The following is a 20,886-nucleotide window of genomic DNA, read 5'->3' on the forward strand; positions in this document are numbered from 1 at the left end:
CCGAGGCCTCACATGCCAACCCCCGCTTTTGCCCCCAAACCCGACCAGCATCTAGCCCAAGCCATTCGTCGTTGTCTGGGCCTGTCTTTATCCGGCGCCTTGCTGACAATGCCACTTGCTGCGCTGGCGCAGGAAAACGCGGCATCCGCCAGTGAGACGGATACTGTGGTGGTGGTAGGGACGGCGTTGAAGGTCGATACGCCATTGGCGGAAACACCTCGCCCGGTATCAGTCGTCACTCGCGAGGAACTCGACGACCGCAACGTTCAGAGCCTTGACGAGTCCCTCCGCTATCGCTCCGGCGTACTATCTGGCCACTACGGTGCCGATAACAATACGGATTGGTTCCAGGTTCGAGGCTTTGACCAGGCAACTTACCAAGATGGTTTGCGTATCTATCGTGAAGGTTTTTACCAATGGCTTCCCGAGCCCTATGGTCTTGAACGAGTCGAAATCTTTAAAGGGCCGGCGTCCATTCTCTATGGTGAGGCACCTTCCGGTGGCCTGATCAATGCCGTCAGCAAGCGACCCACGGCCGAGCCACAAGGAGAGATCGAGATGCAGGTCGGCAGCCGTGACCATCGTCAGCTTGCCTTTGATACCTCAGGGCCGGCCACTGATAGCGGCGATGTTCGCTACCGTGTTGTGGGCCTCTACAAGGAGCGCGACGGTGATCTGAACGATACCGAGAACGAGCGTCTCTACTTCGCGCCGAGTCTCGAATGGGATATCTCCGATAATACCCAGTTGACGGTACTGGCCAGCTTTCAGAAGGATGACGGTATCCCCGTTAATCCCTTCAAGCTGGCCTATGGCACGGTAGAAGGCACGCCGTTTGGTGAGGTAGACCCGCAAAAAAATTATAGCGAGCCTGGCTACGACCGGGATGAGCGTACTCAGACTTCTGTTGGCTACCAGCTTCGCCATGCCCTAAACAATACTTGGTCCTTTGAGCATGACTTCCGCTATAGCAATCTGGATCTGGACTTGAGAAGTACATATATCCTTTCTCAAGCATCAGCAACAGAGGGATATCGAGGACATCTCCAGCGTAGCGGTGAGATTGATAGCTATACTGTTGATAACCGCTTTGTTGGGAAATGGTTTACCAACCGAACAGAAAATACTCTGCTGATTGGAGTTGATTACCAAGACCTTGCTTTAGAAGGTAAAGAAGCTGATGTGGGGCCAACATTTGATAGTAATGGTAATGTGACGGCTCCGGGCCCTTTTGCACCGATAAACCTTTTTGACCCTCAATATGGCGACTACACGCCCTTGACTGCGAACCAACGGTTTCATCGCGACATAGATAAGGATCAATTAGGCATCTACCTGCAGGAACAATTGCGTGTCGATGATCGTTGGGTATTGTTAGGTGGCGTGCGCCACGACAGGGCCGATGTGAGAAACGAGTCAGAGGCATTGAATGTTACGGTAAACGAAACTCAGACCGCGACTTCCTGGTCCGGTGGCTTGATGTATCTCGGTGATAATGGCTTAAATCCTTATTTGAGCTACACAGAGTCCTTCCAGCCGGTTGCTCAAACCAGCGCTTCTGGTGCTATCTTCGAGGAAATCAAAGGCGAACAATGGGAATTGGGGGTCAAGTACGCGCCGTCTAACTGGGATGGCTACGTGACGGCTGCTTTATTCGACATCGAGGAGTCCAATTCCTTCGCGACAACGCCTGCTGGGTATCAAGCGCAGGAAGGTGAGAGAACCTCTACTGGATTTGAACTCGAAGGGGTGGGTTATGTCACGGATGCCCTCAAGCTAACGGCGGCTTATACCTACACGGATGCACGTGATGAAGACGACAACCGTGCGACATTAATTCCCCGCCATATGGCGTCCGCTTGGCTGGACTATGACTTCGAAGGGACCGCACTGCATGGCCTAAAGGTTGGCGCCGGGGTCCGCCATGTGAGGGAGACAGTCGATGGTACCATCACTGTGCCTGACTACACCGTGGGAGACGCCATGGCCAGTTATGACTTTGACCGCAACTGGACTGCCCAGGTCAATGTGACCAACATCACCGATGAAGAGTATGTCGCCAGCTGTGATTACTGGTGCTACTACGGCGAATCGCGAAGCGTCATCGGCAGCCTGAGTTATCGTTGGTAAGCCAGCCCTATCCATAAAAAACCCCGGCGTATGCCGGGGTTTTTTATATCAGCTAAACAAATTTACTGCTGGTCGTTCTGAATTGCCTGGTCGGCTTCATCGCCCGCGTTATCCAATGCATCGCTGGCGTTGCCCAGCGCATCGGAAGTTGCTTCCTTGGTATTTTCCCAAGCGCTGTTGGCGGTTTCCTTGGTGTTTTCCCAAGCGCTAGACGTGGTCTGCTTGGTCTGGTTCCACCAGTCATTGGTGTATTCGGGTTGCTGACTAATCTGCTCTTCCGTCATGTCGACGGTGACACGGTACTGGATGTTTTCCAGATTATCTCCGTTGCTAGTCTCGACAGAGAAACTCTGGGCATCGATGACGTATTGCTTCTCTCCGAAATCGAAGACACCTCCTGTCTCGACAACCAGGCTTTTCAGCTGCATGGATTCATCGAGCAGAATGTCCTCCACTTCACCGATGCTTTCGGTGTTGTTCTGGTTGGTGTAGACCTCGGCATCCATCAGCTCGTCGGCGGAGTAGAGCCCCTGAGACTGTGCCATTGCCGTACCGCCGAAAGCCAGGCCGCCTGCGATCAAGGCGGTGGTGAGGGCGTGATTGAGCGGCTTACGTAGGGTCATGGTGTCGCTCCTTCTCCAAATTCCTTTTGCTTGCGTGTCGCGTTATGAGGCCTTTTCCTTAGGCAATCACTAGCGGCGTCCTGGCACGAGCGAATCAGCAGTCGCGCCAATTGCTAAGCCACTTATTCAACATAAGACACGTGCCATATATTTCAACCTCGTAACAAGAACGGGGGCACTAGGCCCCCGAAACGTTACCTTATTAAACAGGCCCCTAAATGAGGTAGTTGCTGCTTGTTGTGGTATCCGTCCCCAACAGCTCGGCGCTTGCCAGGTCGGTAACCAGCGACGTTCCTGAGACGTCGGTACTCTCGGACGACAAGATGATGTTGCTGTTTGTGGATAGCGCCGTGTCGTCCTGGGGCGCCAACAACTCGTCGATGCCCGAGAAGACCATCAGTTCGGATTCGTCGGTTGCGTATGCGTCCGGCGTGTCGTTGGCGCTTGAGGCGTCGAAGTTGCTGGGCAGTGCTTGCTCCTTACTGAGAACCTTGTAGGAGAAGCGCCACACTTCACCCGGCTCGAGTTCCGCGCCGCTATTGATGGCCGACACTGAGTAACCATCGGTGGTCTTGGTGAACTCACCATTCCAGAGTTCGGCGATCCCCACCGGAAGATCAAAGGTCACCTTGGGTTGGCTCAACGTCATGTCCGAGGTGTTCTCGACAAGTACCTCAGTGATGTAGCCCTTGGACCAGGCTTTGGTCACATTGCTGGTAATGACCAGAGCATCGCTGGGCTGTTGCTCGAGGCTGTGACCCGCGGTGTCGGTCTGGGTCTCGTCGACAATCGCACCGGACGTGTCCTCGCTAGGCGCTGTGGCCGGCTCGCTCGTTGCCGTCTTTAACGACTGGCCATTGATGGTCAGAACCTCGGGCAGTACGTCCGGAGAGGCATAGGTCTTGTAAGAGAAACGCAGGGCTTCACCAGCCTCGACCAGGTCATTGCCATCGTAACGTACGGTGTAAGTGTCACCGTCGCGTTCGAGCAGGGTAGCGCCATAGAGCGTGTCGATATCGGCTGCCAGGCTGAAGGTAATCTGCGGTGTCTCGATCGCCTCGGCAGAAGTGTTGGTGATTACCACACGCATGACATGACCGTTGGACCATTGGCTGACCGTTTCCAGATCGACCTGGGCGCTGATTGTTTCGCTGCCTTCGGCCGTGGGAGTCGGTTCGATGACATCCGTCAGCAATGCCGTTTCTTCCGGTGCTGGCTCCAGGGTATGTGCCACGGGCTCGGCAATAGCGGTATCCGTCGCAGGCGCTGTTTCCTCGTGCGCTACTTCGGCCTCTTCGACCGGGGCGGCGACATCCATGACCGGCTCAATGATTTCGACGACCGGCTTGGCCAGGATTTCTGCGGCCGTCGGCACGCCCGGCTTGTCGCCCTGGCTCGTCTGGCGCGTGGCGGTATCCAAGCGGGTACCGTCGGCAAAGATCGCCTGCTCGATATCGATCAGCGTATCGTCGTCACTGCTGCCATCCAGATAGATGCTGCCGTCATCGTTGAAGCGGATCTTGTAGGCGCTGTAATCCTGCTCGAAGATGGCTACATCGATGCCTTCGCCACCATGCAGGACGTCGTTGCCCAGACCGCCGCGCAGGATGTCATCGCCCTTGCCTCCGTACAGCGTGTCGTGACCCAGCGCGCCGTCCAGATAGACGCCATTGTCCGTGCCCTGAAGAATGTCGTTGCGCTTCGAGCCGACCACATAGTCGAAAGTAACGGTGTTGGCACCCGCTTCGGTGATGGCGCCAAAGCTGGCCCCGCCGTTGTTGTACCACAAGGTGGTCGACATGCCATCGGCATTGGCGTCACGGATCGACTGTTCGACGTGGACGGTGTTGCCGTGGTCCTGGCCGCCGTGGAAGTTGATGTCACGATCGGTGGAGATGACGTGCGCCTCGTTACCCACGGAGGAGCGCCAGGAGGCAAACAGCAGGCTGTGACGCATGCCGGAGTCTTCGAGATTGACGAAGGTACCGTCGTAGCTTTCACGCAGCTCGTAGGCGTAGCCGTTACCACCCGAGCCCTTGTTGAAGGCGCCATGGGCCTGGGCGCCATCTACCGTCAGGTCGAGGCTCAGCGCAAACTCGAAAGCCGTGGAAGGGCCATTGAGGATCTGAATGTCCTTGACGCTGCTGCCCACTGTGCCGTCGAACTTCACGGCCTGGTAGTCGGTCAGGTCGGACAACGTATTCTGGAACACGGCATTGTCAGGCGTGCCCAGCTCATACTGAATGGTGAAGCCCTGAAGGGTCACGTTTTCCAGGGCGTCCATGCGCTCGACCTTGGTTTCCCCGCCGTCGAAATCGAAATGCACACCCCGGTCGAGGATGACCGTATCGCCATCCACGGCCACGATGTTGGCCATGCTGGTGCGCAGCGGCGCATTGAGCTTCTGCCAGGAGGTATCACCGATTTCCTCGAAATACTCCTGGGTATTGTCCTGCCAGATACGGACCGTGTCACCGACGTTGAGACCACTGTTGCTCAGCGTCAGGATATTGCTGCCTTCGGCGACGTCGTGGCGCAGGGTGCCGGAAAATTCGGTATCAGTGCCTTCGACATAGAAGGCATGCGAGTTATCGGCCAGTGCCTTGTCGGTGAAGGTGATCCGGGTATCCTCGGAACCGGCACCGGTCACGGTAATATCCGAACGGGTGATATGGATCGAGTCGTCGAAGCGGTAATCACCGGCGGCGAGTTGGATGATAGCTCCGGCTGGTGCCTTGGCGATCAGTGCCTCGAGTTCGGACGCAGTGATATCGGAGCCAACATGAATTACGCCATCATCGGGCGCGGTGGAGGTCGTTTCACTTATCGTCGCCGCCTGTGGTTCGCTGATGCTCGCCGTCACGCTGCTTTCCACGGGCGCAGATGTGCTCTCAGTGACTGCAGCATCGTCTGTGACTGTGGTGGATGAGATCGGCTCGATGCCATTCACGGCAGCGGGCTCGTCGTTCACCGTGAAAGCGGAGGGCATTTCGCCGCTGTCGTTCAATACCTTGAACTTGAAACGCACAGTCTCCCCTGGGGCGATGTCATTTTGGTCGTCATCGTCCTGAATCACATAGCTCGGCCCCGAGTGGGCCCCGATCACGCCACCCCAGACATCGGTAATGGTACCTGGCAGATCGAAGCCGATACGGTAGTCCTGGATAGCCAGAGTCCCTTCGTTGGTGATGAAGACTTCCATCACATAGCCGCCATTCCATTGGCTGGTCACGTTGTATTGAATTGAGGGACGCATCGTGCACCTGTGTTAAAGCTCAGGAGAACGGCCAGCGAACTGCGGACCGTGAACGATGTCGGCTGCAGGAGAGGCACGAGCTGCCATCAACGAAAGAGGCGGCGTCTGTGTGGTGGGCATTCACTCGCCCCGAATGTCATCCCTGACTTACTCTGGCAAGCAGGACATGACTCCGTTAACGGCGAAATGAAGACAAACTTGAGAGAGATAAAGTGGGCATTTTGTCGCTAATTTAGCGTTTTGGGATTAGCTGAGTGTCGTTACAGCCGACGCAAGCCCCACATGAAGTAGGCGCCACCCAGCAATGAGGCGACCAGCCCGGCGGGTATCTCGTCGGGAAACAGCAGTTGCCTGCCGATCCAGTCGGCGACCACCATCAGCAGAGCGCCGAGGAGGGCGGATCCCAGCAGGTGATTGCGAGCGCGGGAGAAACCCAACAGGCGTGCCATGTGCGGTGCCAGCAGCCCGACGAACGAGAGCGGGCCGACTACCAGCGTGGCGCAGGCGGTGAACAGTGCTACCAGTCCGAGCAGGACCAGGCGGGAGCGCAGGATATCCACACCCAGCGCCTTGGCCGTCGGTGCGCCCAGGGGCAGAAGGTCGAGCCAGCGTGAGAATGGCGCCGTGACCAGGCCAAGCAGGATAGCCAGGGCGATGACGATCACGGCCGTGGACAGGTCGACGTAATAGGTCGAGCCGGACATCCAGGCGATGACCTGTTGGCCGCGTGGGTCGCCGCCCGCCAGGATGAAGCTGCGCACGGCGTCGAACAGCGCGGTGATGGCGACCCCGGTGAGCAGCAATCGCTCGGGCAGAAAGCCGCTACGGTAATTGAGCCCGATCAGCACCCCCAGTGTAACCAGTGCACCCAGCGTGCCGACACCGATCAAAGTCCATTGGCTAGCGCCGGGAATCAGGAAAATGGCCAGAATCAGTGCTATGGCGGTACCGCCACTGATGCCCAGGACTTCGGGACTGGCCATGGGATTGCCGGTAACACGCTGGACCAGCGTGCCGGCCAAGGCCAACAGTGTGCCGGCCCCGGCGGCGGCCAGCATGCGGGGCAGGCGCCACTCGAGCATCGATGCTTCATCGAACCGGGGAAGCCACTGCCAGCCTCCTGCACTCTGGCCGGAGAGCAGGGCGAGTGCAGCGGCGATCGTCAGAGCCACGACAAGAACTGCAGGAAGCCAGGAAGATGCCGGCCGAGGCTGTATCGGCATCGACGTACCGGTGCGGGGCCGATCGCTGCCAAGCTTGAGACGCGGAATCAGCCACAGCAGCAGCGGGGCGCCAAGGGCAGCGGTGGTTGCGCCGGTCGGGATCAGGGTCGGCAAGGCACTGGAGAAGCGCTGCAATAGCAGGTCGGTAGCGGCCAGCAGAAGGGCACCGAGCAAGCCCGACCACAGCAGGCGCGGCCCTAGGCGTCGCGCGCCCAGCAGGCGAACGATGGCCGGCGCCGCCAGGCCGATGAAGCCGATCACACCAACCACACTGACTACACAGGCAGTGAGAAATACTGCCAGGCCCAGGCTAGCCAGGCGTAGGTACTTGAGCGATACCCCCAGGCTACGCGCATTGGTGTCATCGAGTTCAAGAACGCTCAGCGGCTTGAGCATGGCGAAGGCCAGTAATATACCGGCGAGCAGGCGCGGCCACAGGAACGCCACGCCATCCCAGCTGTTCTGCGCCAGAGAGCCGGCGCCCCAGATCAGCAGGCCCTTGAGCGCTTCCTGGTTGAACAACAACAGCACCATCGACAGTGCGCCGAAGTAGAGATTGACCACCAGTCCTGCCAGCACCACTACCATGGGCGACAGGCCACGCCGCCAGGCGAGCAGAAAGACCAGGCCCATGGCCAGCCCGCCGCCAAGTAAGGCAACCCATTCACGGCCCATTCCGAGCAGGCCGGGTGCCAGTAGCGTAGCGGCCAACAGCCCTAGGTTGGCGCCACTGGCCACGCCCAGTGTCGTGGGCGCTGCCAAGGGGTTGCGCAGCACCTGCTGCATCAGTACTCCGGCTATGGCCAGTCCGCCACCGGCCAGTAGCGAGATCGTCAGGCGCGGCCACCAGCTGTAGTGCGCCAGCACCTGGGCGATGTCGTCACGCGCCGGTGAGAACAGTGCCTGCAGGGCGGTTATCAATGAGAACTGATCCGCCAAGGCTGCCCAGGCCAGCCCCACCGTAAGCAGTGCCAGTAACAGGCAGGTCCGGGCCGGTGTCATCAGGCGCGAGGTGTCAAGCATCCGTCTCGCTCCCGTCATTTGGACCATGCGTTTCCTGCAATGCCGTGGCCAGAAGGCTGGCGAAGCGTTGCGCCGACGGCAGGGCGCCGAAGCTCCACACTGGGGGTAGGTAAATGACCGGACGCTCACGCACGGCGCGCAGGTTGCGCCACAGCCCGCTGGATGACAGTTCGTCGGCCACGCCGGTTGGCAGCGGCTCGATGACGACCAGTTGGGCATCGAGCTCGGCGAGCTTCTCCAGGCCCACCAACGAGAAACCCCAATAGTTGGTCGGGCCGGGCCAGGCATTGTCGAGGCCCAGATGATCGAGCACTGCCTGATAGAGGCCGCTTTCTCCGAAGACTCGCGCATGCCGAGCATCCATGAACTGCACCAGCAGCAGCGGTGGCACGTTCCCGGGCAGTTTCCCACGCATTTCTTCCAGGTAGGCCTCGGTGCTTTCGATCAGACGCTGGGCGGCCTGCTGACGATCGACCACGTCCGCCACCTCACGGGTAGCCTCGAGCATGCTTTGCCAGGGATCGTTATCGGGACCGTACATACCAATGGTAGTGACTGGCGCGATTCGCGACAGGCGCGGCTCGAGGTTGGCGAACATCGGTGAGATCAGAATATGGTCGAGCCCCAGGCTGGCCAACAGTTCCAGATTGGGTTGGGTACGCAGGCCGAGATCGGACACGGTATTGGGGATGGCAGGCTCGAGAACCCAGTCTCGATAGGCGTCGATCTGGGCTATGCCCTCTGGGACGACCCCCAGGGCCAGCAGGGTTTCCGCCAGGGTCCAGTCGAGGGTGGCGACATCAGGCGTCTTGTTCGCCTGGCTCGGTAGCGTCGGGATGGCCAGAAGCAGCAGAACAAGAAGCGGCGTGAGAACGAGAGTGGTCAGGGGCGGCCGTGAATGAACGGGCTGTGGTGTCTCGACGGTCACGCAGTCTCCGAGAGCATGGCGGGTCAACGAAGCGGAAATATCAATGCAGGATGGCGATGGGGTGCTCGCCGCCGGGGTGCGGCATCACGCGCATGGGAATGCCGTAGATCGCTTCCAGCGTGGTATCGCACATCATCTCGCTCGGCGAGCCCTGGGCCAACACTCGGCCGCTGTGCAAGGCGATCAGGCGGTCGCAGTAGCGTGCCGCCATATTGACGTCATGTAGCACGATGATCACGCTCAGGCCCAGTTCGCGGCACAATTTGCGCACCAAGGCCAAGACTTCGACCTGGTGGGCGATGTCCAGTGCCGCCAGCGGCTCGTCGAGTAGCAGGTAGCGACTGCCCTGGGCGAGCAGCATGGCCAGCCAAACGCGCTGGCGTTCGCCGCCCGACAGGGTATCGACCAACCGGTCGGCAAACGCTTCGGTGTGTGTCAGGGCGATGGCCCGTTCGATCTGGGCGCGGTCCTCGTGGGTCATGCGCCCCAGCAGGCCATGCCAGGGGTAGCGGCCGAACCCCACCAGCTCGCGGCCGGTCAGGTTTTCAGCGCTGGGCAGATGTTGCGGCAGGTAGGCCACCTGACGCGCGAACTCGCGGTTACCCCAGGCCGACAGGGCCCGTCCATCGAGACGAATCTCGCCGCCGCTCGCCGGCTGCTGCTGGGCGAGCAGCTTAAGCAGTGTCGACTTGCCCGAGCCGTTGTGACCAATCAGGCCATACACCTGGGCTTCGGCGAAGGACAGGCTGGTGGGCTGCAATAGGCATTTGCCGCCCACTTCGAAGCTGGCAGCGTCGACGTTGAACATGTGGTGAACCCCACGAGGGAAAGACACATACGCCGCAATCGTAATTCAAATAAGAACAGTTATCAAAATTAAGCGCTGCGCCACTGTGTTTCATCGGTTTCCTCCTGGGCACACGCCTCGACGGCCTGGGCGATGTAGCGTCCAGCCATGCGTTCGGAGACGCCAAGGCGCCGGGCGATCTCACGCTGGGGCAAGCCATCGAGGCGATGCCATAACAGAGACTGGCGGAGATGGGAGGGAAGTCGGCTCAAGCGGGCTCGTACCTGATCGAGATGCTGTGCCTGGCTGACTGCCGTCTCGGGACAGATCGTCGCGCTCTCCAGTCTCAGGGTTGGGTCATCGAGCGGCATGGTTTCCGGCTGGGCCCCGCGCTGGCGCTGATGATCGATTAGCAGGTTGCGGGCAATACGGAACAGGTAGGCGCGGGGGTTACGCAGCGGATCGGGTAGGGAGGAGCGTCGCAAGCGCAGATAGACCTCCTGGCATAAGTCGGCGGCAAGGTCGGGAGCATCCAGCTTGCGTGCCAGATAGCCGATGAGTTCTCGGGAATGTTCCTGAAACAGCTGATCGAGCGTATTGGTCATGGCAGATCACGTCTGAACAGTGAAGGCTGAGGGCACATGCCGTGCCTTGGCCGTAATGGCTGCCCGCCCGCATTAACGGACAGCCAATCCATGGCTGACGTCAGGCCGTCGTGGTCTGGACAATTGCCTGATCCGGTGCCGTAGTGGCGGGGCGGAACGCGGCAATGGGGTTGTTCAGCGTGCCGGCGAACTTGAGATTCTTGGATGGATCGGCCAGGTCGATCATCTGACGGTTGTTGCCGAGCTGCAGCCGATTGAGGCAGGAACGTACGAACGCCGGGGCGAACAGGTCGTAGCGGGCGAACTTGTCGCGATACTGCGAATGCTGGCGCTGATAACCGATGATGCAGTCGGCGACGCACTGCCAGAAATCCTGCTCGCCGAACATGCCGCCGCTGCCGCCATGCTCGACCAGAATGTGCGACAGATAGCGGAAGATGCCGTCGAAGGTATCGGTGAATATCGATAGCACCTTGAGATGCTCGGGCACGTCGACGGCCAGCCGCCGTACCGTATCCGGCAGGTCGGCGTCGACGTTCATGATCGCGCTCTCCTCGGCGATGTCCTTCATGATCACGCGTACGGGAACGTGCCCCTCGAGCTGCAGTACCAGGTTCTCGCCGTGGGGCATGAACACCAGGTCATGGGCGAAGAAGCAATGCAGCAGCGGGGTGAGATAGGCCTCGAGATAGCGCTTGAGCCAGGTGCGTTGATCGAGCCCCGAGGCCGCGATCAACGCAGGCAGCAGGGCCTTGCCGTCCCGGTCGCGATGCAGGAGGGCGGCCATGGTCATCAGTCGCTGGCCGGGCTGCAGCAGGGCAATCGGGCTTTCCCGCCACAGGCAGGCGAGCATCTTCTTGTAAGGGCTGTCGCGCTCGATGGCCGACTCGAAATAGGCATTACGATAGCCGATCGCGGCAACTTCACGCAGCAGGGTGAAGCCGTTGGCGGCCAGGAACGGATCGTCGTCGATCAGACGCTTGAGCCAGGCGTTTATCGCCGGCGTGCCCTGCATGTAGTAGGGCGAGAGGCCGCGCATGAAACCCATGTTGAGGATAGACAGCGCCGTCTTGACGTAACGACGCTCGGGACGGTGGATGTTGAACAGGGTGCGAATCGACTGCTGGGCGCGGTAGCCGTCCTCGCCGGCACCTAGGCAGATGATGCGCTGGCTGGCGACCTCGCCGGCGAAGGTGATCGCCAGCTTGTTATGCCACTGCCAGGGGTGGATCGGCATGAACAGGTAATCCTGCGGGGCTAGTCCTCGGTCGACGAGCTGACGCTCGAAGTCATTGACTGTGGCGGCGCCCAACTCCTCGTCGAGAAGCGCCGCATAGGAGAGGCCTTCGATGCTGGCGAAGTGTGCGTGGTTACGGTGCACGGCCAGCCACACCAGATGGATCTCGGCACCGGCCTCGGGGGCGTAGGCATGGTAGTCGATGCCATCGAAGCCGATGCGGCCATTGTTGGCGACAAAGCCCGGGTGGCCTTCGGTCATGGCGGTCTCGATGGTCTGGAAATCGGCCAGAGCCAGGCTAGCCGCGTCATGCCGTTGATTGGCCAGCTTATAGGCGCTGCCGAACAGCGTGCTGCTGATCTCTTCCAGATAGACCGGCAGGGTGTCATCGTCGATGCCCAGCACATCCCGGAACTCGATAATAAAGCTCTGGGCATCCAGTTCGGCGTCGAGGTTGTCGATCCGTTTCTCAATCGAGCCGGCTTCGACCCACCAGTGATCGAGCTGCATGATCCGGGCGCGAAAACGGTAGCGAATGCCCCGGTCCGGCACATTCAGTTCGTAGTGTCCCCAGTCGCCATCCTGCGCAAGGCAGATGGGTTCCAGTAACAGTTCATGGGCGAACTCGGCGATGGCCTTACGGACCAGCAGGCGGTTGGCCTGGGCCCACAGGTCAGGCTGCAGGTGACGAGTGGTGTCCTGGGCAGTGGTCGGGCGGGTTTCCATGGGTGTCGTCGTCTCTTCCTGAGTGAAGTCTTCAAGCTCGCGCCGTTCGGCGACCTGAAACTGGGATCGGGTGCAGAAGGCCAGGTGGGCGGTCTTTTCCGGCAGGGTGATCTGTCGGTCGTAGGCGAACCCTACCCGGCGATTGAGCGGGTGAATCTTGGTGTTGTTGACGTCTGGCTCGACCACCACGCGCCGGGTGTCGGCAGCGCTGAACATCAGGTGCATGACCGTACTCAGCACGCCCCAGCTGAAGCGATGAATGCGTGTCTCGGCGGGAGCAACGAGGAAGTGCATGCCGCGATCGCCCGGTTGGACCGGATAATGGGCGCCGATGGGATCATGTTCAGGCTGATAGCACTCGACCAGAAAAGCGGGCTGGGACTCGAAGAATCCGAGATAGGCCTGGCTGTGCGCACTGTCGTGCATGGCCTGATAGAACGCCTGCACTTGATCGGCGCTATCGCCGTTCATGCCCCAGAAGCGGGCGTACTCTCGGTTGACCCAATCATGGATCAAGGCGATATCGTCGGGCAGGTGCACGGCGCGCAGGTGAAAACGGCCGAGGCCCGGTACGTCATGAGTGAAGCGGATTTGCGGATCGTATAGAGAGCTGAGAAACGATGTCGTCATTGCGAAAGACCTCTCGCACGGTAGGAAGCAGCCGGTCCGGACGCGGCCGCCTGCCGTGATCCGAGTACGTGCTGCAGTAACAGGGGAAAGAGCAGGGCCGTTGTCAGAAAGCCCAGCGCGGCCAGGAAGAAGGGGCTGGCCAGTCCGAAAGCGCTGACCATCGAGCCGGCGGCGAACGAGGCTCCGAGTACGCCCAGGTTCTGGAAAATGTGTACCTTGCTGTAGTCACTGGCATAACTGGCTGGGGTGCCGAGCTCGAATATCATCACCTCGAGGCGTACGGTGATCTGGAACAGTGCCCAACCGAACAGCGCGCGACCGGTCAGCATCACCGGGACCAGCAGACTGGCCTGGAGCAGTAGGCCAGCAATCCCCAGCATCAGCAGGGTTACCAAGCGTTCGCCGGGCCGCCCGCCCCGACGTCGGATACGGGCATTCAGCACTAATGCCAGCAGGGCCACGGCGCCGGGGATCGCGAAGACCAGCGCCGAAACGCTGGCATCTACGAGGCCTGATACCGACTCCCAGTGCAGCACGAAGAACGGCCGTATCAGGAAGGCACTGAAATAGAACACCAGCATCACCAGGCCCAGGCGGATGGCACCGCTACCGGCAGTGGGTGCCTCGGGCGCCGGTGTCTCGTCCACGGTATCGATTGCCGGACGGTGGGCGCCCTTGGCGACCAGGAAGAGGCACACCGCGACCTGAATCACATCGCTGACAGCCATGACCAGGAAGATGTCACGCGCTTCGCCGTAGTCGAGGGCCAGCCCGCCCAGCAATGCCCCAAGGATGCCGCCGAAGTGCACGACGACCGAAAGCACGCCGATGGTACTGGCATGGCGATCACGACGCTCCAGACGCATGACGTAGGGGTAGATGAGCAGGTAGCTGGCCTTGAACACCAGCATGCCCATCGACACCGCCCAGAACGTCATCACGTTCGTCAGCACGTAACAGGTCACGCACAGCACACCCGCCGCTATCTGGGTGTAGATGAGCAGCACCAGTGGATCGATGCGTTTCGCCAACCGCGCCCAGGCAGGCAATGAGAGCATCACCGTCAGGCAGGCCGCCGCCAGATACAGCCCGACATGCAGCGGACTTTCGATGCCGAAACGCCCTGAGAAGAACTGCGGGTAGAACGGCAGCAGCATCGAGTCGCTGACCACCGCCACGGCAGTCATGCCGATCAACAACCCCTTAAGCATCAGGCGGTCATCCGCTGCGGGTGGAACACGGTCTCGTCGGGGGCGCCGAATTGCTGGAAGGCGATGCGCTGTTCGATGGGGTAATGCTCGATACCGGTGAGTTCGCGAATGATGCAGGCATTGCGATAGCAGGCCATGCCCAGATCCGGCGCCGCCAACCCGTGAGTATGCAACTCGGCGTTCTGGACGAAGATCCGAGAGCAGGAACGGTCGATGCTGTAGTGACGGTCGACCGCGAAACGACCGACATTGTCGCGGCGGATCTGCGCGGCGATAGGCGCCAGAAATGCCGGCTCTTCGTAGCGGTAGCCGGTGGCCAGCACCAACGCCTGGGTATGATGTCGGTAGCGTTGCTCCTGCTCGGTGTGCAGTAGTGTCAGGTCGAATTCATTGGCGGTGGGGTCGAAACGGCAGTCTTCGAGCTGGGCATTGGTGAGCAGGTGGGTATCGAGTTCACCGTTCAGTCGCTTGGTGTACAGCAGGTCATAGATGGCGTTGATCAGCTCCAGGTTGATGCCCTTGTACAGGCCCTTCTGGGTACGCATCAGCCGGTCGCGGGTGGCCTCCGGCAAGGCATGGAAGTAGTCGATGTATTCCGGCGAAGTCATCTCCAGGGTCAGTTTGCCGTACTCCAGCGGAAAGAAACGCGGCGAGCGGGTTATCCAGTTGAGGGTGTAGCCGTAGCGATCGATGTCCTGCAGCAAATCCTTGTAGATTTCCGCTGCGCTCTGGCCGCTGCCTAGCAGGGTGATGGATTTCTTGGTCTGCAGCTCGGCCTTGTTCTCCAGGTATTGGCCGCTGTGTACGACGCGCTCGGCATGCGTCCGGCAACAGTTGGGCAGGTAGGGCGTGGTGCCGGTGCCCAGCACCAGCTTGCGCGCCCGGTAAGAGACTGGCTCGCCACGGCGTGTGTCGGTGCAGCGAATTACGTAGCAGTCCTGTTCCGTGTCATAGTCGATGCGCTGCACGTCGTGTTGGAAACGGATCGACGACAGTTGGCTGACCGCCCATTGGCAGTACTGGTTGTACTCGTTGCGTAGCAGAAAGAAGTCCTCGCGGATATAGAACGAGTAGAGCTTGCCCTGCGCCTTGAGATAGTTGAGAAAGCTGAAGCGGCTGGTGGGGTCGGCGAGCGTGACCAGGTCGGCCAGGAACGGCGTCTGCAACGTGGAATCTTCCAGGAGCATGCCAGGATGCCAATCGAACCCGGCGCCGCGCTCGAGAAACAGCCCGTCGAGGTTATCCAGCGGCTCGGTCAGGCAGGCCAAGCCCAGGTTGAACGGGCCCAGGCCAATAGCGATGAAGTCATAGGTCTTGTCGTGCATGGCGTGTCTTCCTTGAGAAACCGTCAGGACAGGGCGCGTGTGGCGCGAGGATGTGCCGGAGTCGTCATTGCATGCCGGGTCAAATAGGCGGCACCGTGATGCTTGATGCGCTCGGCGATCATCTGCAGGTCGGCCACGCTGGTTTCCGGATTGAGCAGGGTGAACTTGAGGTATTGGCGACCTTCGAGGCGGGTCGCCGCGACAATGGCTTCACCGGTGCGTGACAGCGCCTTGCGAATGTAGGCGTTGGTCGCGTCGAGCACGTCGTCGGGCACTGGGGCTTCAGGGTGATAGCGAAAGACCAGCGTGCTGAGCTGTGGCGCGACGGCAACCTCGATCTCACTATCGTCCTGCAAGGCGCGATGGGCATCATGGGCGAGATCGATGACGTGATCGAAAAGGGCGCCGAGCTCATCCGCCCCCATCAGCCGAAGCGTCATCCACAGCTTCAGCGCATCGAAGCGCCGCGTGGTCTGCAAGCTCTTGTTGACCAGATCGGGCGTGCCTTCGCTGGCCTGGCTGGCGGGGTTGAGGTAGTCGGCGTGGTAGGTGACATGGCCCAGCATGCATCGATCCCGGACCAGGAAGGCGCTGCAGCTCACCGGCTGGAAGAAGCTCTTGTGGTAATCGACGCTCACCGAGTCGGCAGATTCGATACCGGCGAGCCAATGGCGGCGGCGCGTCGACGCTAACAACCCGCCACCATAGGCGGCATCGACGTGCATCCACAACGCATGCTGGCGGCACAGCGCGGCAACGTCTTCGAGCGGATCGATGCTGCCAAAATCCGTTGTCCCGGCGGTGGCCACCACAGCGATGGGAATCAGCGCTTCACGTCGGCAACGCTCGATCTCGCGCTCGAGGGCCTGGCTATCCATGCGATAGTTGTTGTCGCAGGCCACGGGAATGATGGCGTTATGGCCCAGGCCGAGCAGGGCGGCGGATTTTTGCAGGCTGAAATGGCTGGCCTGCGAGGCCAGGATGCGTAGACGCCCCGATTCTGCTGGCAAGCCATGCGTCTTGTTGCCGGCATGGCCTGCGATACCGGCACAGTAATGGTCGCGGGCGATCAACAGCGCCATGAGGTTGGACTGCGTGCCGCCACTGGTGAAGACGCCATCGCCTTCCGGTCCCAGCCCGATGCGTTGCACCGTCCAGTCGATCAGGCGCTGCTCGATGAAGGTACCGCCGGCACTCTGATCCCAGGTTTCCACGGCAGTATTGATCGGTGCGGTGATCGCCTCGGCGAGGATCGATGGCAGGGTGATCGGGCAGTTAAGGTGGGCCACGTAGTGTGGGTGATGAAAGTAGACAGCATCGTCCAGATACAATCGCTCGACCTCGCCAAGTACGGCATCGAGATTGCCTAAGCGTTGGTCCAGGTCGACCGAAGCGAAACGTGATTGCATTTCTTCGGGCAGGATGCCCGTGAAAGGGCGCTCGACCGACGACACCTTGCGTCGGACGAGATCGACACAGCGCAGCATGCCCTGAAGGTAGGCATCGGCGTTGCGTGCGTTGAACAGTTGGTCGTCCTTGAGGCCTGATTGGGTCAGGTCGGTGAAGCGAATGGGGATGGCCGTCTGGGGTGCAGCAGAATGGCTCATGACATCACCTTTTCCTGGTTCGGTTCGTGTCGCATGGCTTGGCGATGGGCCGTGGCCGGCATCGTCTATCTCCCTTTATTGCGAATGGTTATTGTTTTTCTTTGTTGCGCTATAGAAGACGAACCGGCTGCGTTTTTCTGAACCGGAAAAAGGGATTTTTTTGCAACGTCGCTACCAGGCAGGTCAGAAGAAAGGAGCAAGTCAGGGCTGTGGCTCCCCTCGAGGCCTTGGTGAGGAATACAACAGAATGAAAACGGCCAGACGCCGTTAGGCGCTGGCCGTGTCGCTGAGGCAGGAATCAGAAGTTATAACTGACGGTGGCCATCACGTTACGCTCTTCACCGAAGTAGCAATAATTGATGTCGTAGCAGGACGCGACGTATTCCTTGTCCAGCAGATTGTGCACGTTGACGCGGGCACTGACGCCTTCCAGGCCGACCTGACTGAAATCATAGCCGAGCATGGCATCGACCAGCGTGTAATCCGGCAGCTTCTCGGTATTGGCCTCGTCGACCCAGATGTCGGCGTAGTGGCGTACTCCCAGGCCGGTTTCCAGCCCTGTCAGGCTGCCACGGTCGAAGCCATAGTTGACCCACACGCTGGCCTGATGGCGCGGCACCTGGTTGGCCGTATTGCCTTCGGTGTCGTCTTCAGTTTCGGTATAAGTGACATCGGTGAAGGTATAGCTGGCCTGCAGACTCAGGTTGCCGGTCAATTGGGTATGCGATTCCAGCTCGACCCCCTGGGATTCGATCTCGCCAACGGCGCTGTAGAAGATCTCGTTGGGGTCCTTGGTCGAAACGTTTTCCTGAGTGATGTGGAACAGCGCAATGCTGTAGCGGTCCTGCGTACCAACCGGCTGGTACTTGAGCCCGGCTTCGACCTGTTCGCCCTCGGTTGGCTCCAACAGATCACCGTTCTCGTCCGTCGTGGCGTTGGGTGTGAACGACGTCGAATAGCTGAGATACGGTGCTAGCCCATTGTCGACGTGATACAGCAACCCGGCACGACCACTGACTTGGGTGTCGTCGAGCTCGGTGCTGGTATCGGTGTCGAGATTGGTGTTCTCGATGTCGACCCAGTCGTTGCGCAGGCCCACCACCAGGTGCCAGTTGTCCAGGGTCATCTGGTCCTGGAGGTAGACGCCGGTCTGGCTGAGTTCACGCTTTTGGTTGTCGGTGTAATACACCGAGATATCGCTGCCATACTGCGGATTCGTCACGTCAAGGTTGCTGGCCGTGCCGTAGTCCCAGGCCACGTCGTTCTCACGTTGCTGGTAATCGGCACCGAACAGCAAGGTATGCTCGACTGCGCCGGTTGCCAGGCGAGCCTCGAGCTGGTTGTCCACCGTCCAGGCCTGCAGGTCTTCCTCGCCGCCCGAGGCGTAGCGGATCAGCTCCGTGTCCGAGGCCCAGCCGTAGGCGTAGACCTGTTCCAGCTCGACATCCGACTCGAGATAGCGCGCTCGCTGGCGGAAAGTCAGGTCATCATTGAAGCGGTGATCGAACTCATAGCCGAACTGGCGCTGGGTGCGTTCGAACTTTTCGTAGTCCTCCTCCCCCTCGAAGAATTCATTGTCGATCTCGATGCCGTTGCGGCTTTCCACCGTGCCTTCGTAGGGCAGGCCGGAGTGGTAGCCGCCCTCGGGGTCTTTCTGCAGGTAAGCTTGCAGGGTCAGGCTGGTATCGTTGGAGATGTCCCAGGTCAGGGAAGGCGCGATGGCATAGCGTTCCTCCTCGACCGGGCCGAACTGCGTATCGGCGGCTTGTCCCAGCCCGACCAGGCGATAGGCGACGCGGCGCTCGTCATCCAGCGGGCCGGTGATATCGAAGGCGGCGCTGCGCTGATCGTTGCTGCCGACACCCAGCTGGATTTCCCGCTCGTTTTCGAATTCGGGGCGTTTGCTCTGCATGGCGACCAGGCCACCGGGAGAGGCGCGCCCGTAGAGTACGGAAGCCGGCCCCTTGACGACTTCGATGCTCTCGAGGAAGTACGGATCGATGGCCATCGAGCTGTACGAGCCACTGTCGCCCATCAGCTTGAGCCCATCGAGGAAGGTATTGTTGATACTGCCGTCGGAGAATCCGCGCAGGACAATGTAGTCGTAGCGGTTCGATGCGCCGATCTGGTTGGAAAAGACACCGGGCGTATAATCAGTTGCCCTCTGTACCGTCTGGGCACCTTTCTCTTCGATATCCTCGCGTGTAATGAGTGATACCGCCTGTGGCGTCTCGATGAACGGCGTATCGGTCTTGGTTGCGGCCTGGCCTGTCACCGTAACGGTATCCAGCGTCGCAGCATCGTCATTGGCCTGCTGGGCCGTGGCGGAAAATGGCAGAAGAGTGAGTCCCAGTAGCCACACCGGTACGGGGCGGTATGAAGGCTTGTCCTGCATGAATGCTCCTTGCGCTCGGTGAGTAATTATGACTGAGAATTATTCACGTTTGCGTTGCAGGCTGCGTATGCTGAACGCTGAAAACACTATGCCGTGTGACGAACCTCAACCGGATTGGAGTGTATGGCGGGAGCGGCTTATGCGCCTTGCCTAACCCTGACAGTTTCGAGCGTCGCTAGGTGCCACGCCGTAACGCTGGCGGAACGCCGTTGCGAAGTTAGTAGCATGGCGGTAACCGACCTGAGTGGCGACTTGCTGCACGCTTTCACCTTTCCGCAACAACTGGTACGCCAACGCAAGGCGCCGCTCACGCAGATAATCGAAGATTGACTGACCATAAGCCTGTCGGAATTTCTCACGCAGGCTGCTGGGACTCATGCAGCCCAACTCGGCCAGGGTGCGCAGTGAATGCGCATCGCCAGGGTGGCTGTCAAGTTGGGTACGCACACGTTCCAGCAGGCGTTGGTCGCGGGATGAGGCGGGCTGACTCCCGGTCGGAAGAGGAAGTCGGGGCACTAGCGTGCTGTCATAGGCAGACAGCGCGTGTGACAGTAACTGCAGGGCAAGGCCTTCTGCTTGCAGCAGAGCGGCGTTTCCTTGTGCCTGTAAACACAGCCATTCGGCCAGCGATTGGCGGAGCCCTTCGGGTACGGAAAGCGACCACAAACCTCCTTGGGCCTGGAGCAGCGGCGCCAGGCTGGCCAGGCGCGAATCGTGTTCCTGTGCCTGCTTGAGCACCGTCAGGTTGACCGCGCGGACCCGCTGCCCCGCAATATGCCGGGCACTGAGCGTCTGTTGGCAGGCATAGGCCAGCAGTAGTCCGCTTCCCGGTGTCAGGGTGCAGCGCCGATCGCCCAATTCCAGCTCGGCGCAGCCTTCCAGCATGACAATGATCGAGACGTGCGCTGGCGCATCCTCGCGCGCGTGGGTTTCGTAGGTCTGGTAGACGTTCAGGTCCGAACCGATCAGTTGCAGGCTCCTGCAAGGCTGGCATTCACCGATATAGCCCTCGGCAACCATGCAGCCCCCCAGGGAGCAATGCCGCTTTGACAAGGAGGGGAAGCGATGGGTCAGATGATAGCGATGCTCATAGGTGGTGAAATCCGCCACTGTGAGCCGACGGGCTGGCCTGGGCATTGCAGCCGGCGACGGCGAGTAAGACATCGGTTTCATGATCGCA

General features: G+C 60.1%; 13 protein-coding genes. 1 reads left to right on the plus strand and 12 read right to left on the minus strand.

Annotation, left to right across the window (positions count from 1 at the left end):
* Nucleotides 1-12 precede the first annotated feature (12 nt).
* Nucleotides 13-2,130 carry a TonB-dependent siderophore receptor gene (locus F568_RS0117600; protein ID WP_019020084.1) on the plus strand — a complete coding sequence of 706 codons (2,118 nt, stop codon included), beginning with the start codon at nucleotides 13-15 and terminating at the stop codon, nucleotides 2,128-2,130.
* Nucleotides 2,131-2,192: 62 nt separating this feature from the next.
* Here the strand turns inward: F568_RS0117600 and F568_RS0117605 are convergent, their stop codons facing one another.
* The 12 genes from F568_RS0117605 to F568_RS0117660 all read right to left on the minus strand — a co-directional run bounded on the left by F568_RS0117605 (nucleotide 2,193) and on the right by F568_RS0117660 (nucleotide 20,879).
* On the minus strand, nucleotides 2,193-2,753 hold the full coding sequence (locus F568_RS0117605; protein ID WP_019020085.1) for a PRC-barrel domain-containing protein: 561 nt from the start codon (nucleotides 2,751-2,753) through the stop codon (nucleotides 2,193-2,195).
* A 214-nt stretch (nucleotides 2,754-2,967) separates the two neighbouring features.
* Nucleotides 2,968-6,009: a cellulose binding domain-containing protein gene (locus F568_RS23990; protein WP_019020086.1), complete on the minus strand. Its 3,042-nt coding sequence runs from the start codon at nucleotides 6,007-6,009 to the stop codon at nucleotides 2,968-2,970.
* Nucleotides 6,010-6,269: 260 nt separating this feature from the next.
* Nucleotides 6,270-8,255 (minus strand): Fe(3+)-hydroxamate ABC transporter permease FhuB, encoded by a 1,986-nt coding sequence (gene fhuB, locus F568_RS0117615; protein ID WP_019020087.1) that lies wholly within the window; start codon nucleotides 8,253-8,255, stop codon nucleotides 6,270-6,272.
* On the minus strand, nucleotides 8,248-9,183 hold the full coding sequence (locus F568_RS0117620) for an ABC transporter substrate-binding protein (RefSeq protein WP_019020088.1): 936 nt from the start codon (nucleotides 9,181-9,183) through the stop codon (nucleotides 8,248-8,250). Before F568_RS0117620 ends, fhuB begins: the two co-directional genes overlap by 8 nt.
* Before the next feature lie 40 nt (nucleotides 9,184-9,223).
* The gene (locus tag F568_RS0117625; protein ID WP_019020089.1) at nucleotides 9,224-9,991 is read right to left on the minus strand and encodes an ATP-binding cassette domain-containing protein; all 768 of its coding nucleotides are present in this window, start codon (nucleotides 9,989-9,991) and stop codon (nucleotides 9,224-9,226) included.
* Nucleotides 9,992-10,059: 68 nt separating this feature from the next.
* Nucleotides 10,060-10,575: an RNA polymerase sigma factor gene (locus F568_RS0117630; protein WP_019020090.1), complete on the minus strand. Its 516-nt coding sequence runs from the start codon at nucleotides 10,573-10,575 to the stop codon at nucleotides 10,060-10,062.
* 100 nt (nucleotides 10,576-10,675) lie between these two features.
* Nucleotides 10,676-13,168, minus strand: a complete 2,493-nt coding sequence (locus F568_RS0117635; protein WP_019020091.1) for a GNAT family N-acetyltransferase — start codon at nucleotides 13,166-13,168, stop codon at nucleotides 10,676-10,678.
* Complete coding sequence (locus F568_RS0117640; RefSeq protein WP_019020092.1) at nucleotides 13,165-14,379, minus strand: MFS transporter; 1,215 nt, start codon at nucleotides 14,377-14,379, stop codon at nucleotides 13,165-13,167. Before F568_RS0117640 ends, F568_RS0117635 begins: the two co-directional genes overlap by 4 nt.
* Nucleotides 14,379-15,704: a lysine N(6)-hydroxylase/L-ornithine N(5)-oxygenase family protein gene (locus F568_RS0117645; RefSeq protein WP_019020093.1), complete on the minus strand. Its 1,326-nt coding sequence runs from the start codon at nucleotides 15,702-15,704 to the stop codon at nucleotides 14,379-14,381. Before F568_RS0117645 ends, F568_RS0117640 begins: the two co-directional genes overlap by 1 nt.
* A 23-nt stretch (nucleotides 15,705-15,727) precedes the next feature.
* Nucleotides 15,728-17,311 carry a pyridoxal phosphate-dependent decarboxylase family protein gene (locus F568_RS0117650; protein ID WP_019020094.1) on the minus strand — a complete coding sequence of 528 codons (1,584 nt, stop codon included), beginning with the start codon at nucleotides 17,309-17,311 and terminating at the stop codon, nucleotides 15,728-15,730.
* Nucleotides 17,312-17,609: 298 nt separating this feature from the next.
* Entirely contained in the window at nucleotides 17,610-19,706 is a 2,097-nt protein-coding gene (locus F568_RS0117655; protein WP_019020095.1) for a TonB-dependent siderophore receptor, read from the minus strand.
* A gap of 150 nt (nucleotides 19,707-19,856) precedes the next feature.
* On the minus strand, nucleotides 19,857-20,879 hold the full coding sequence (locus F568_RS0117660) for a helix-turn-helix transcriptional regulator (protein WP_156817482.1): 1,023 nt from the start codon (nucleotides 20,877-20,879) through the stop codon (nucleotides 19,857-19,859).
* Nucleotides 20,880-20,886: the final 7 nt, after the last annotated feature.

Origin of the sequence: Modicisalibacter luteus DSM 23508 (genome assembly GCF_000378505.1) — a bacterium.
Lineage (GTDB): Bacteria > Pseudomonadota > Gammaproteobacteria > Pseudomonadales > Halomonadaceae > Modicisalibacter > Modicisalibacter luteus.